Annotated in this window: 14 protein-coding genes, 1 pseudogene and 1 riboswitch; of the genes and pseudogenes, 5 read left to right on the forward strand and 10 right to left on the reverse strand. The window is 31.4% G+C overall.

Annotation, left to right across the window (positions count from 1 at the left end):
* Positions 1-228: 228 nt before the first annotated feature.
* Both nrdD and nrdG read left to right on the forward strand, forming a co-directional pair.
* The gene (nrdD, locus tag B8869_RS03710) at positions 229-2,352 is read left to right on the forward strand and encodes an anaerobic ribonucleoside-triphosphate reductase (protein ID WP_084230375.1); all 2,124 of its coding nucleotides are present in this window, start codon (positions 229-231) and stop codon (positions 2,350-2,352) included.
* Positions 2,352-2,846, forward strand: a complete 495-nt coding sequence (gene nrdG / locus B8869_RS03715) for an anaerobic ribonucleoside-triphosphate reductase activating protein (RefSeq protein WP_084230376.1) — start codon at positions 2,352-2,354, stop codon at positions 2,844-2,846. Before nrdD ends, nrdG begins: the two co-directional genes overlap by 1 nt.
* Before the next feature lie 20 nt (positions 2,847-2,866).
* Here nrdG and ribH read toward each other — a convergent pair.
* Positions 2,867-3,338: pseudogene (gene ribH, locus B8869_RS03720) on the reverse strand (6,7-dimethyl-8-ribityllumazine synthase).
* Positions 3,339-3,468: 130 nt separating this feature from the next.
* Positions 3,469-3,583, reverse strand: a riboswitch (FMN riboswitch).
* Positions 3,584-3,724: 141 nt separating this feature from the next.
* On the opposite strand from ribH, the gene B8869_RS03725 reads away from it, so the two are divergent.
* The 3 genes from B8869_RS03725 to B8869_RS11690 all read left to right on the forward strand — a co-directional run bounded on the left by B8869_RS03725 (position 3,725) and on the right by B8869_RS11690 (position 6,413).
* Positions 3,725-5,410, forward strand: a complete 1,686-nt coding sequence (locus B8869_RS03725; protein ID WP_084230377.1) for a Na/Pi cotransporter family protein — start codon at positions 3,725-3,727, stop codon at positions 5,408-5,410.
* A gap of 248 nt (positions 5,411-5,658) precedes the next feature.
* A complete protein-coding gene (locus tag B8869_RS11685; RefSeq protein WP_200805945.1) occupies positions 5,659-6,222 on the forward strand; it encodes a transposase in 564 nt (187 codons plus the stop codon).
* A complete protein-coding gene (locus tag B8869_RS11690) occupies positions 6,216-6,413 on the forward strand; it encodes a hypothetical protein (protein WP_084230378.1) in 198 nt (65 codons plus the stop codon). The genes B8869_RS11685 and B8869_RS11690 overlap by 7 nt, the downstream gene beginning before the upstream one ends.
* Positions 6,414-7,230: 817 nt before the next feature.
* Here the strand turns inward: B8869_RS11690 and B8869_RS03745 are convergent.
* From B8869_RS03745 to obgE, 9 genes are all read right to left on the reverse strand, one after another.
* Positions 7,231-7,566 carry a hypothetical protein gene (locus B8869_RS03745; RefSeq protein ID WP_084230380.1) on the reverse strand — a complete coding sequence of 112 codons (336 nt, stop codon included), beginning with the start codon at positions 7,564-7,566 and terminating at the stop codon, positions 7,231-7,233.
* 1 nt (position 7,567) lies between these two features.
* The gene (locus B8869_RS03750; RefSeq protein ID WP_084230381.1) at positions 7,568-8,269 is read right to left on the reverse strand and encodes a hypothetical protein; all 702 of its coding nucleotides are present in this window, start codon (positions 8,267-8,269) and stop codon (positions 7,568-7,570) included.
* A gap of 443 nt (positions 8,270-8,712) precedes the next feature.
* Positions 8,713-9,087 (reverse strand): RidA family protein, encoded by a 375-nt coding sequence (locus B8869_RS03755; protein WP_004821457.1) that lies wholly within the window; start codon positions 9,085-9,087, stop codon positions 8,713-8,715.
* The gene (gene rsfS, locus B8869_RS03760) at positions 9,084-9,431 is read right to left on the reverse strand and encodes a ribosome silencing factor (protein ID WP_084230382.1); all 348 of its coding nucleotides are present in this window, start codon (positions 9,429-9,431) and stop codon (positions 9,084-9,086) included. Before rsfS ends, B8869_RS03755 begins: the two co-directional genes overlap by 4 nt.
* Positions 9,432-10,337, reverse strand: a complete 906-nt coding sequence (locus B8869_RS03765) for an LCP family protein (RefSeq protein ID WP_084230383.1) — start codon at positions 10,335-10,337, stop codon at positions 9,432-9,434.
* Positions 10,321-10,896: a bis(5'-nucleosyl)-tetraphosphatase (symmetrical) YqeK gene (gene yqeK, locus B8869_RS03770; RefSeq protein WP_084230384.1), complete on the reverse strand. Its 576-nt coding sequence runs from the start codon at positions 10,894-10,896 to the stop codon at positions 10,321-10,323. Before yqeK ends, B8869_RS03765 begins: the two co-directional genes overlap by 17 nt.
* Positions 10,893-11,486: a nicotinate-nucleotide adenylyltransferase gene (nadD, locus tag B8869_RS03775; protein ID WP_084230385.1), complete on the reverse strand. Its 594-nt coding sequence runs from the start codon at positions 11,484-11,486 to the stop codon at positions 10,893-10,895. The genes yqeK and nadD overlap by 4 nt, the downstream gene beginning before the upstream one ends.
* A gap of 10 nt (positions 11,487-11,496) precedes the next feature.
* Positions 11,497-11,784 carry a ribosome assembly RNA-binding protein YhbY gene (gene yhbY / locus B8869_RS03780; RefSeq protein ID WP_084230386.1) on the reverse strand — a complete coding sequence of 96 codons (288 nt, stop codon included), beginning with the start codon at positions 11,782-11,784 and terminating at the stop codon, positions 11,497-11,499.
* Positions 11,785-11,791: 7 nt separating this feature from the next.
* The gene (gene obgE / locus B8869_RS03785; protein ID WP_084230387.1) at positions 11,792-13,054 is read right to left on the reverse strand and encodes a GTPase ObgE; all 1,263 of its coding nucleotides are present in this window, start codon (positions 13,052-13,054) and stop codon (positions 11,792-11,794) included.
* Positions 13,055-13,097: the final 43 nt, after the last annotated feature.

Here is a 13,097-nt window from a genome sequence, read left to right on the forward strand (position 1 = left end):
TATAGCCTATCATCTATTTTTATAAAATGTTTATACATTTTTTATATGTAACTGTTATTTTAAATTTTATCTAACAAATCCCTTTATATAGACGTTTATACCCCTATGATGAAGTTTTCTATATATTGTATTTATCACACTTTCTAATTGAATATCACCACCATATATAGTATACTAATTGAAGTAAATAAAAGATGAAAACTATGAGATTGAAAGGATTGGGTGGCAATGTTAGAGGTTATTAAGAGAAATGGCAAGAAAGCTGATTTCAATAGGGAAAAAATAGAAATTGCAATTGAGAAAGCAATGAACTCAATGAGCGGAGTTTGCATAGAAGGACAAGCTGAAAAAATAGCTTTAGAAATTGAAGAGCAAGCTATGCTAAGTAAAGAACCAATGTCTATTTCAACAATAGAAGAGCTTGTATATTATAAATTGATTGCATATAATAACCCAGCCACTGCAAGAGCTTACGAAAATTATAAGGCTGTGCAATCCTATAAGAGAGAACAAAATACAACAGATAATGAAATATTGGGTTTATTAAATCAAACTAATGTAGACATAATGGATGAAAATTCAAATAAGAATGCCATCATAGCCTCAACTCAACGTGACTTAATTGCCGGCGAAGTTTCAAAAGACATTGCTAAACGTAAAATGATTCCGGCTGATTTGGTTGATGCTCATGAATGTGGAGCAATTCATATACATGATATGGACTACATAATTCAACCTATCTTTAATTGTTGCTTAGTAAATATTAAAGATATGTTAGACAACGGAACAGTAGTCAATGGAAAAATGATTGAAACTCCTAAATCTTTCCAAGTTGCTTGTAATGTTATGACTCAAATCATAGCTCAAATAGCATCTAATCAATATGGTGGACAAAGTATAAACATAGCTTGTCTTGGAAAATATTTAAGACGTTCTTATGACAAAAACTTAACTCTTGCCATAGATACGCTTGGAGATATAAAACTTGCTGAAAAAATGGCAACAAAAATGACTCAAAAAGACTTGGAAAGTGGAATTCAAACTATCCAATATCAAATAAATACTCTAATGACATCAAATGGTCAAGCTCCTTTTGTAACTCTATTTATGCAACTTGAGGACAATGACCCTTACATTGATGAAATTGCTCAAATTATTGAAGAAATTTTAAAACAAAGAATACAAGGTATTAAAAACGATGCGGGTGTTTATGTTACACCAGCATTCCCTAAATTAATCTATGTGCTTGACGAAAACAATGTTAAGCCGGATTCTAAATACTACTATTTAACTTCATTAGCTATTAGATGTACTGCTAAGAGAATGTATCCAGATTACATTTCTGCTAAGAAAATGAAGAACAACTACGAAGGAAATGTATTTAGTCCTATGGGATGTCGTGCATTCTTACCACCTTGGAAAAATAAAAAGGGTGCTTACCAATTTGAAGGACGATTCAACATGGGTGCTTGCTCATTAAACTTACCTCAAATAGCAATCCTTGCCAGCGGAGACGAATCAAAGTTCTTTGAAATATTAGAAAAGAGACTTGAACTTGTTAAGAGAGTTGGACTTTTGAGATATGAACACCTAAAGAAAGTAAATTCAGACTCTTCACCTATTCACTGGCAACACGGTGCCATTGCAAGACTTGGAAAACATGAGTCAATAGCTCCACTTCTTGAAAACGGATATTCTACTGTTTCTATGGGGTACATTGGAATATATGAAGCAACTTACTTAATTAAAGGCGTTTCTCATACAGACCCTAAGGGATATGATTTTGCAATGAAAATTATGGACAGCTTAAACAATGCTGTTAAGAGATGGACTGAGGAAACTGGTATTAAGTTTACTCTATATGCAACTCCTGCTGAGTCACTTACAAATAGATTTGCAAGCATAGACAGGGATAGATTTGGAGTTATAGAAAATGTAACTGACAAAGGCTACTATACAAACTCTTTCCATGTTGATGTAAGAGAAGATATATCTGCTTTTGAAAAATTTGCCTTTGAATCTAAATTCCAAGACAGATCAACTGGTGGATGTATATCCTATGTTGAAATTCCTAACATGTCACATAACTTAGAAGCACTTGAAACTATAGTTAGATACATCTACGACAACATTCAATATGCAGAATTCAACACTAAGAGCGATTACTGTGCAGAATGTGGCTATGATGGAGAAATCAAACTAAATGCCGATCATGAATGGGAATGCCCACAATGTCATAATAAAGATAAATCTACTCTAACTGTTGTAAGACGTACTTGCGGCTACCTTGGAGAGAACTTCTGGAATGAAGGAAGAACTAAGGAAATCAATGATAGAGTGTTGCATATCTAATGCGCTACGGACAAATAAGACGATATGATGTTGCAAATGGCCCTGGAATAAGAACAAGTTTCTTTGTAACTGGTTGCACTCACCACTGCCCTGAATGCTTTAATCAAGAATATCAAGATTTTAAAGCCGGAGAGCTTTGGACAGACGAACAAACGTCTGAAGTTATAGAGCACTTAACTGAGTCTGTTAACAACGGGCTAACTATACTTGGTGGCGAACCGTTTCAAAATGTTCCCGACCTTACATCCGTTGTAAAAAAAATAAAAAAATATACCAACAAGTCCATTTGGATTTATTCCGGATATACATTTGAACAAATATTAGAAAACGATAAAAAATTTGAACTCTTAAAACTTTGCGATGTGCTCGTAGATGGTCTATTTGTAAATGAATTAAAAGATTTAAGTTTAAAATTTAGGGGTTCATCAAATCAGAGAATTATAGATATAAAAAAATCACTTGAACTAAATCAAGTGATCATATACGAAATATAAAGGAGCTATGTAGCTCCTTTTTATATGTTTTCTATTTCTTTCAACAGATTAATTGATTCTATAACTGTCATTGCAGCATCGTATCCTTTGTTTCCCGCTTTTGTTCCCGCTCTTTCTATGGCCTGCTCTATAGATTCTGTTGTGAGAACTCCAAATGCAACTGGCAAGTTTGTATCCAAAGATATCTTCGCCACGCCTTTTGAAACTTCACTACATACATAATCGAAGTGTGGTGTACTACCTCTTATTACTACTCCAAGACATATAAATGCCATCATAATTTTGTGTATTGGCCAATTTTTGTGCGAAAAGTGGTATCTCAAATGCTCCCAGCACCCAACATACTGTTATATTTTCTTCTTCTAATTCATGTCTTTTTAAACAATCCACCGCTCCCCCGAATAGCTCAGATGTTATAAATTCATTAAATCTACTGGCTACAATTGCAACTTTACTTCCCTTTGCTGAATAATTTCCCTCTAAAATTCTCATTACATTAAATGAAACAAAATCATAATTTCTACACAAAAAAACCGAAGCTCTTAGAGCTCCAGATGGATGACAAATTAAGACAAAACAATTATAAATCCACAAGAGCGTGAAAATATAATTATCTCCCCTAAATATTCTTCTCCCATCCGGACTATACCGTCGGTATCGGAATTTCACCGATTCAATCTTTCGACTCGTGGACTATCACCACCGGTGAGGAATTGCACCTCGCTCTGAAGAAATATGAAAATGTTTTTCTATTTGTTAATAAAATAACATGTTTGTTAAAAAAAGTAAAGCTATTTTCTATTTTAAATGGTTCACAAGTCTAAAATTTGCTATAATTATAAAGGTTATGTTTATAATAAATTAGTTGGAGGAATTTAATGGATCAAACAATTACTCTTGCTGAAATTAATTGGCAATTAATAGCAGGAGGTCTAGCACTTTTCCTATATGGTATTAAACTTATGGGAGATGGTTTGACAAATTTTGCTGGAACTAAAATTAGAAGTTACATTGAAAAATATACTTCTTCTCCAATCAGCGCAATATTTGTCGGTATACTCATGACGGGTATAATGCAATCATCATCAGCCACTACAGTAATCGCTATAAGTTTGGTTAGATCCGGACTTATGAATCTTAAACAAGCCATAGGTATAACTCTTGGTGCCAACATCGGTACTACAGTAACTGCTATACTTATCGGTTTTGATTTAGACTACTTAGCCTATTTTATTATCTTGATTGGTGTTTTAATCTATATGTTGGCAACAAAAAAGAAAAGCACTTATGCGGGTGAAATAATAATAGGATTCGGTCTACTATTTATCGGTCTTAATATGATGGGTGGAGCTCTAAAAGATTTAAAAAACATTGCAGGATTTGAATCTTTTGTAGTAGAAATGTCAACAACACCAGTCTTAGGTGCTATTGTCGGAGCTATTGTAACTGGTATAATTCAATCTTCCAGTGCTATCGTAGGTATTGTTCAATCCCTATATCAAACTGATGCCCTAACTTTAAAAGCATCTCTTGGTTTGGTATTCGGTGCCAACATCGGTACTACTATCACAGCTCTTTTAGCTTCTATCGGTGGTACTGTTTCCGCTAAGAAAACTTCTCTATTCCACATTATATTTAACGTTGGAGTATCTATAGTATTTTTAATTTTAATAACACCTTACTATCATCTTTTATTGTTCATTACCGAAAAATTTGAACTTAACAAGATGATGACTATAGCTGTTGGACACTTCATGTTTAACTTCTTAGGTATGCTTATATTCTTACCATTTATTTCCAAATTTGGTGAAGTACTTGATAAGTTAATGCCTGGTAAAGATGAATTGGCCATTGATTACGGTAAAGTTGAATTTGATGAACAAATGATTAAGAACTTCCCAGCCGGAGCCCTTAAACAAGCTAGACTTGCCATAGAGTCTGCTTCTACACTTGCTCTTCAAACTCTTCAAACATCTCAACAGTATTTAGAAACTGGAGATAGAAAATATTTCGAAAAAGTAAATCAAATTGAAGATATTGTGAATGCACAAGATACGGAAATAGCAACCTATCTTCTAAAAATATCCAAAGAAAATCTATCTTCTGATATGATTCTTGAATATTCAGTTGATTTACAAGTTCAGAAAAATTTTGAAAGAATTTCTGACTTGGCTCAAAACTTAGCTGAATACTATGCAATGATTTTTGATGCCGGAGAAAAGATTAGTGAAGATGCAATAGAAGAGTTAAGAGATGTATATGATTTAATTAGCAAAATATATATCAATGCGGTTGATGTCTTTAAAACTAATGATATATCTCTATACGACACAATGAAAGATGATGAAAACAAATTAAATCAATTAGAATACAGATTGAGAGAGTCTCACTTTAACAGACTTACTACAAGACACGTAAAGGCCACTGTTGAAACTTCTCTTTTTGTAGACATCATCGGTACGCTTGAAAGAATTGGGGACCATGCATTCAACATAGCGCGTATAACTTTCAAGCCAATCAAGACACATGATGAAAAAGCTGATCCTGCAGAATTTTTTGAATAAATGTATTATATACTTTTAAAGAAAATATCAAAGGGGCTGTTGCAAAAGTCCTAAAATAAAAAAGACGAGGAAACTAAAAAATCCTCGTCTTTTTTGATAAAATGTATTTATGAAAAAAATAAAAATACATCATCATTAACTAATATACACTAGTTAATGACACAATACAATTAAAATTAAACTTTAATACAGAAATATATATCCAAGATGATGTAAAATTAAGACTTGTAAAAAATATAATCGAAAGGATGAATCTATCAGAACTAAAAAAAGTCTACTCATCATACGGAAGAAAGCCAACTGTAAACCCGGTAACAATGCTAGAAATACTAATATATTGCTATTCAGAAGGAATACTCTCATCAAGAGAAATAGAAAAATCTTGTAAATATGATCTAAGAATAAAATACTTACTCAATGAAGAACAAGCACCTGACCATAGCACAATAAATAGATTTATACAAAAAATACTAAAACTAACTCCAGATCTACTTAATCAAATGGTCAAAATATTAATAGAAGAAAAACAAATAGACCTATCAAGCATATACATAGATGGAACAAAGATAGAAGCCTATGCAAATAGATATAGCTTTGTATGGAGAGGAAGTATTGAAAAATATCAAGAAAAGCTAAGAATTAAAGCTATAAAACACTTAGGACTTAATGAAAATTCAACAGCAGAAGAAGTCCTTGAAGTAGTAAGAACAGTTTTTAACTCAATTGCAAAAGAATGTATAGATAAAAATATAGAATTTGTATATGGACAAGGAAAAAGAAAAAACAAATTCAACGAGATTGTGAAATGCTAAAAGACTGGAAAGAAAAGTTTGAAAAATACAAAGAACATCTAGAAATAATGGGAGAGAATAGAAACTCATACTCAAAAACAGATTATGATTCAACATTTATGCGAATGAAAAAAGACCATATGAAAAATGGTCAACTAAAACCGGTATACAACATACAACTAGCAAGTGCATCAGGATTTATCATAGGATAAAACATATCGCACCATCCAAATTGCATATATACATTAAATCCATTCCTAAATAAATTAGCTTCAAAAATAATAAAAAATAACTTAGAAATCATAAAATACAAAGCTGCTTAAGAAAAAAATTTCAAAAAGTATAGCTTTATTAAGTGTACCCAATTTTAAGAAAAAACGAGATAAACCTGTCTTAAAAATTATTTTAAACAACAAATACAATGGCTAAATTTAAATATTTAATAAAAAAGAGGATGAGGAGAATAGATTTACCTATTCTGCAACAGCCCCTTTATTTTATATATAGTATTAATTAGTCCTTATTCACTTCTATTAATAGATTATATGAAATCACTAAATAACATCTACATGGCGACCTAAATTTAATAAAATTTTTATATCGTGAACTTGAAAAATATAAATTGTCTAATTTTAATTGGTTTGAATATTCAGTATCTCAAAAAGAATTACTTTATAATTTAGTGTTATTAAACATTGATATTAATGCTCTTATTGAATATGATTATAACAAGCAACAACTTAATTTACTTGCATAAAGTTGCTTAAAAATCACGGAGAATTTAAATTTTCAGCTTTTAATAATTCTACTTTTTGGGAAGATATGCTAGTAATAATTGAAAATAAAAAATATTTAATAACTAAAGAAGAAAATAATATAATCTATTCTACAGAATATGTATGTATAAAAACAAATTTTTTTAAAACTGATATAACTAATAAAAAAACTTTTAACGATATCTTTAATAGATGAATAAACTGAGTATACTAAATAATCCTTTAAAATAGTACTCTCAGTTATTATTCATATTTATTTTTTATTTCTTGCCTTCTTTGATATTATCATATGCCTTAAAATTATACCTACTAACACTATAGTATTAAAAATAGAAATAATTAATCTATATTTAATATTTTCTAAATTCATAGAAATATAATAACTCATTGGAATAAGCCCGATAAATACTATTTCTAAAATAGCTAATTTATTTAAGCTTATATCCCCAAATCTTTTTAAGATTAGCAGTGTCAAAGCTATGAATAGTAATGAAATAGCTATTATAACATTAGATTTAGAAATTAATCCTATATTTAGGATAATATATGTTAAGGTTAATAGTAAGTATTTTTTCTTATTTTCATTCATTTTATCTTTCACTAATCAATTCAAGGGCGTATTGTAGATTAGGATATATCTGCGAACTCAGTGCATTAGAAATTCTATGATTTCCCCACATATTACTATTATATCCGTCATAATATGTTTCTCCTGTATGATATTTTTGATCTGTCACATAATATTTGTGTCCTGTTAAAGACCCTGAACCCATTCCTCTTGAATCTTTTCCTCTAATATAATATGTTGTAACTCTCGCATTAACATTTGTAGATAAAACTCCTTTTATAAATCCCCCTGCTATAGTTATTCCAGCACTTTGAAGAATACCGGCTAATACTCTATTCGCAATTGCCCCTGTTAAATTTAGACCACCAGCAAGAATAGAAACTACATCTACTATAGCAGCTTCTTTAGTGTTTATTTGATAAGAAGTATTAATTGTAGTTTCACTACATGATACATCTATATAATAATTTTTATAGGCTGTCGAATTGTTATGTGATAAAAAAGTAGCTCTACCTAAATTGCCCCCTGCACTTAAATTGTATGTAGCCACCTTATTATGTGAGCTATCATACTGTTCAACATTTATTGTTGAATCATCTACTATCGCAACTTTATCTAAAACACCATCAATATATCCTCGAATGTATTCTTTACCATCTTCAGAGTAAGCCTCAACTACATTTCTACCATCCCCATATTCAACTTTTGAATAATTTTCTTCCATAACTGTGTCACTATTGCTAGCAAAAACCATGGCTGGTACAAAAACTTGTATTATATAGCTAATAAAAAAGCGGAAACTGTTTTATTGAATTTATAATATTTTAACATTTCATTCTCCTTTCAAAGTTTACATCTTATTGTTTTTTTATCTTTCTTTTAATATGTACAATGGAATCTCCTCCTTAATACAAGTGTCCTATATTTATTACTAATAATAGTATTACCATAAATATATCTATATGAATAGTCTGTTAATAATTTTATTTAAATGTTATAATATAATTTAGTGTTGTAAATTTAAAAATTCATAAATTTGGTGTCAAAACCCAAAAAATATTTTCTACTTTACTATAGCCATATTTGCCATCCAGTTTACAATTAGATTTTATATTCTAATTGTAGTATATAAAAAATAGAGCCTTTAAAAGGCTCTACTTAAGTAAATTATAATTCAGCTATTGCTTCTATTTCAAGAAGACCATTTTTAGGAAGTTTTCCAACTTCTACACAAGATCTAGCTGGTTTGTGATCTCCAAAGAATTCAGTATAAACTTCGTTTACTGCTGCAAAATCAGCTATGTTATCTAAAAAGATATTAACTTTAACAATCTTATCAACGCTTGATCCAGCTTCTTCAACGATAGCTTTTACGTTATCTAAACTTTGTTGAGTTGCTTTTTTGATGTCATCAGTTACTAATTCACCTGTTTCTGGAACTAATGGAAGTTGTCCTGAAGTAAATACTAAATTACCAACAATTGTACCTTGTGAATATGGACCTACTGCTGCAGGTGCCTTTTCTGTTTGAATTATTTTCATATGTCCCCCTTATCCTTAAAGTTGTCACTATTAGACCAAAGTCTTTCGATGTTATAATATTCCCTTTCATCCTTGTGGAATACATGTACTATTATATCATCAAAATCTAATAGAATCCACCTCATTGAATTTCTACCTTCTTTGTTAGTAGGTTCAAATCCAGCTTCTGCCATCTTATCTTCAACTTCATCTGCTATTGCAGAAACTTGGTTTGATGAATTTCCACTTGCTATGACAAAGTATTCTGCAATACCTGACATCTCTTGAATATCCAAAACTTGAATATCCATACCTTTTTTATCTTCACATGCATTTTTTATAATTTCAAGTTTCTTGTTTATCATTTATTCTCCTTGCTTTAAATCTAATTCTCTAAGCAATTTCTCTGTACCTTTCTCATCTAAAAAGAAATAAGAAATTTTATTCTTATACCCTGCTCTACCTGGTAAAGTATGTTTTTCTATATTTTCCATTTTAAAGTTCCCAACATTCTTACCCAACTTTATTACAGTTGAAAAAGGCATATTGGTATCGGTATATTGCTCATATGCTTGTAATAAAAGTGGTGCTTTAAGCCAAGTCTTAGGTTCTTTCAACTTTGCTAGGAATGCCCCTGCAAATTGTTGTTGAGCTTCCACTCTTCCTAAATCTTGGTTTGCATAACCTTTTCTAAATCTCAAAAACTGAATTGCTTCTTCTCCATTTAAAGTTTGAAGTCCCTTTTTAAGATCTATGTGTAAAGGTGGATCAGACCATTCATCGTTGTATTTCATGTCCATTGGAACATCCACTTCCACTCCGTCTACTACATCTGTAACTTTTTTTACAAAGCCATAGTCAACTACAACATAGTTTTCAATCTCTGTCCCCAAAGTATCATTTATAGTTTGAAGAGTCAATTTAGGACCACCAAAATTGAATGAATGATTTAATTTTTGTCTTCCATGTCCTTCTATTTTAGCATAAGTATCACGAGGAACGGAAATTATATCTGTTTGTCCTGTCTCAGTATTCATGCTAACTATCATCATGGTATCTGAACGTGTGCCATTTTCAATGTTTTTTACATCCTTTACGTCCACTCCCATAACTACAAAAGTTTCTCTTTTATTACTATCGTTAAAAACTTCATTAAAGAAATCACTAGGATTTTCAATATGGTTTTTTAATATAAAATATCCAATTGAACCTACAAAGATAATAATAAGAATTAACAATGTAGCAAAAAATGCTTTAAAAAACCTTGCCATTTTTCATCTCCAATAGATAATTTCTAGCATCAAATGTATATTTTGCAATATAATTCATCTTATTTGCCAAAAATAAAATTGTATTATTTAAACTTTCAAGCATAGCCAAGTCGATGTCTTCATAACTCAACTTGCGAGCTCTTTCAACTCCATCAAAATTTCGCATAGGCTCTATATAATCTGCTAAATATATAACTTTTTCTAGCATACTCATATTAGCTCTGCCAGTGGTGTGAAATCTTATTGCATCTAAAATTTCAATATCGTCTATACCATATCTTTTATTTGCTATTTCTGCTCCTAAAAAAGAATGTATTATTTGAGGTGAGTAGTGCATATCATGAGTTAACTCAAAATTGTACTCTCTACATTTTTCCAAGAGTTTATCTAAATCTCTTATCTTAGCACAATCGTGAAGCATTCCGGCTATTTTTGCCTTTTCAGGATCCACTCCATGTGCTATAGCAAGTTTTTGAGCTTCTTCTGAAACTCTTATGGTATGTTCAAATCTCTTTTCACCTATTAGCGAAATAATTTCATCTCTATATTTTTCTATCACTTGTACAATTCCTTCTCTTTTATATAGTCTATAACCTTGTCTGGAATGAGATACTTCACTGACTTGCCTTTAGAAATTCTATTTCTCAAATCAGTTGATGAAATTTCATAAAGAGGAGTTTCAACTATATGGATTTCAGCTTTATATTTTTGCTTTAAATATTTAAGTTCCAAATCCAATATTTGAGTGGATACATATTCCGGACGTATTGCACATATAAATTCGACTTTTTCAAATAGCAAATCTATTTTCTTCCATGTCTTTAACTGAAATAAAGTGTCCGAACCGATTATAAAATAAATTTTGCCATCTAATTCCTTTTCAAGCTTTGTTATAGTGTCTACTGTGTAGCTTATATCGCTATTTCTAACTTCGATATCTGATATTGAAAAATATTGATTTTCTTCAACTGCAAGCTCCACCATTCTATATCTAAGCTCTGCATCAGTGGTCTTCTTATGAGGAGGATTGCCAGTTGGAACAAATATTATTTCGTTCAACTGCATATCCTCTCTAATATATTCACTTATCATTAAATGTCCAAGATGTATAGGATTGAAAGTCCCACCCATTATGCCATACTTTTTCATTAGCTTAACCTTATAATTCTATTTTTTTGTTTTCCTTAGATTCTCTATAAATAGTAAGTTTATTTCCTATTTGTTGCACAAACTCAGCATTTGTAGCATCTAATATCTCTTCCACAATTTCTCTTGCTTCCACGGGTGAATTTTTTAGTACTGTTATCTTTACCAATTCATGGTCTTCTAAGCTCTTATCTATTTGAGATAGCATTCCATCTCCAATTCCACCCTTGCCAACTTGAATTAATGGATTTAAAGTGTTGGCAATAGACTTTAAATATGATCTTTGTTTACCTGTTAACATTTTTCTCCTATTCAAAGAACTCAAATTCGTAGTCTCCGATGAATACTGAATCACCTTCGCCTACTCCAAGTTCTTTAAGTTTATCTACTACTCCGTTCTTTCTCAAGTTTTCTTGGAAATAACGAAGTGAATCTCTATCTTCGAAATTAGTAGACCTCAACAATTTGTCTATATAAGGTCCATCTACAATATACTCACCGTTTTCAGTATATACCTTGATTCCCTCTTCACGAACTTCTTCTTCAACGTGCACTTCATCATATGTTTCATACTCTTCTTCTACATTTTGAAGTTCTGTATAAACAGCTTTCATAAGTTCATTAAGATTTTCGGTAGTTGCTGCTGAACCAGTAAAGATTTTATAATCTGATAATTCTTCTTTAACTCTCTCAACATTTTCTTCACCACCTGGTATATCTGTCTTATTTAAAAATATAATTTGCTTCTTTTGTGAAAGTCTTTCATTATAATTTTTTAATTCTTCATTAATCTTGTAAAAATCTTCAATAGGATCTCTACCTTCTTGACCTGAAGCATCTATTACATGTATAAGCACCTTAGTTCTCTCAACATGCTTTAAGAATTCATCTCCAAGTCCGATACCTTCACTAGCGCCTTCTATAAGACCCGGTATATCGGCAAGTACAAAACTCATTTCACTTCCAAGGCTCACAACACCAAGATTTGGTGTAAGAGTAGTGAAGTGATAGTTTGCAATCTTAGGTTTAGCTGCTGTCACAACTGATAGCATAGTTGACTTCCCAACATTTGGAAAACCTACTAACCCAACGTCTGCAAGCATCTTCAACTCTAAAATTACTTCTCTTTCTTCTCCTCTTGTACCAGCTTGTGCAAAAGAAGGAGCTTGTCTTGTAGAAGTGGTAAATTTAGCATTACCCTTTCCTCCACGGCCACCTTTACAAATCGTATATTCATCGTCAACATTTTTTAAATCGACAATTACACCACCTGATTTTGCATCTTTTACAAGAGTACCAACTGGAACACGCAAGACTATATTTTCTCCATCTTTACCAAACTTTAGTTTGTTCATTCCGTTTCCGCCGCTTTCAGCTTTGTAAACTCTTTGATATCTAAAGTCCATAAGAGTATGAAGACCTGAGTCTGTTCTAATTATGATGTCGCCACCACGGCCTCCGTTTCCTCCGGCAGGTCCTCCAGCTGGCTCATATTTTTCTCTTCTCCAAGCCACAGCTCCATCTCCGCCATGACCTGCTTGTAATTTTATCTCTGCTCTATCTATAAACATATTTCATCACTCTTTAATTATATCATCTAAATCTAACCAAACT

It is taken from the genome of Peptoniphilus asaccharolyticus DSM 20463 (assembly GCF_900176115.1).
GTDB classification, from domain to species: domain Bacteria; phylum Bacillota; class Clostridia; order Tissierellales; family Peptoniphilaceae; genus Peptoniphilus; species Peptoniphilus asaccharolyticus.

Bases quoted from the DNA above. Each gene is read 5' to 3' on its own strand.
- nrdD (WP_084230375.1), top strand. From the start codon at position 229: ATGTTAGAGGTTATTAAGAGAAATGGCAAGAAAGCTGATTTCAATAGG.
- nrdG (WP_084230376.1), top strand. From the start codon at position 2,352: ATGCGCTACGGACAAATAAGACGATATGATGTTGCAAATGGCCCTGGA.
- B8869_RS03725 (WP_084230377.1), top strand. From the start codon at position 3,725: ATGGATCAAACAATTACTCTTGCTGAAATTAATTGGCAATTAATAGCA.
- B8869_RS11685 (WP_200805945.1), top strand. From the start codon at position 5,659: ATGAATCTATCAGAACTAAAAAAAGTCTACTCATCATACGGAAGAAAG.
- B8869_RS11690 (WP_084230378.1), top strand. From the start codon at position 6,216: ATGCTAAAAGACTGGAAAGAAAAGTTTGAAAAATACAAAGAACATCTA.
- B8869_RS03745 (WP_084230380.1), bottom strand. From the start codon at position 7,566: ATGAATGAAAATAAGAAAAAATACTTACTATTAACCTTAACATATATT.
- B8869_RS03750 (WP_084230381.1), bottom strand. From the start codon at position 8,269: ATGGAAGAAAATTATTCAAAAGTTGAATATGGGGATGGTAGAAATGTA.
- B8869_RS03755 (WP_004821457.1), bottom strand. From the start codon at position 9,087: ATGAAAATAATTCAAACAGAAAAGGCACCTGCAGCAGTAGGTCCATAT.
- rsfS (WP_084230382.1), bottom strand. From the start codon at position 9,431: ATGATAAACAAGAAACTTGAAATTATAAAAAATGCATGTGAAGATAAA.
- B8869_RS03765 (WP_084230383.1), bottom strand. From the start codon at position 10,337: ATGGCAAGGTTTTTTAAAGCATTTTTTGCTACATTGTTAATTCTTATT.
- nadD (WP_084230385.1), bottom strand. From the start codon at position 11,486: ATGAAAAAGTATGGCATAATGGGTGGGACTTTCAATCCTATACATCTT.
- yhbY (WP_084230386.1), bottom strand. From the start codon at position 11,784: ATGTTAACAGGTAAACAAAGATCATATTTAAAGTCTATTGCCAACACT.
- obgE (WP_084230387.1), bottom strand. From the start codon at position 13,054: ATGTTTATAGATAGAGCAGAGATAAAATTACAAGCAGGTCATGGCGGA.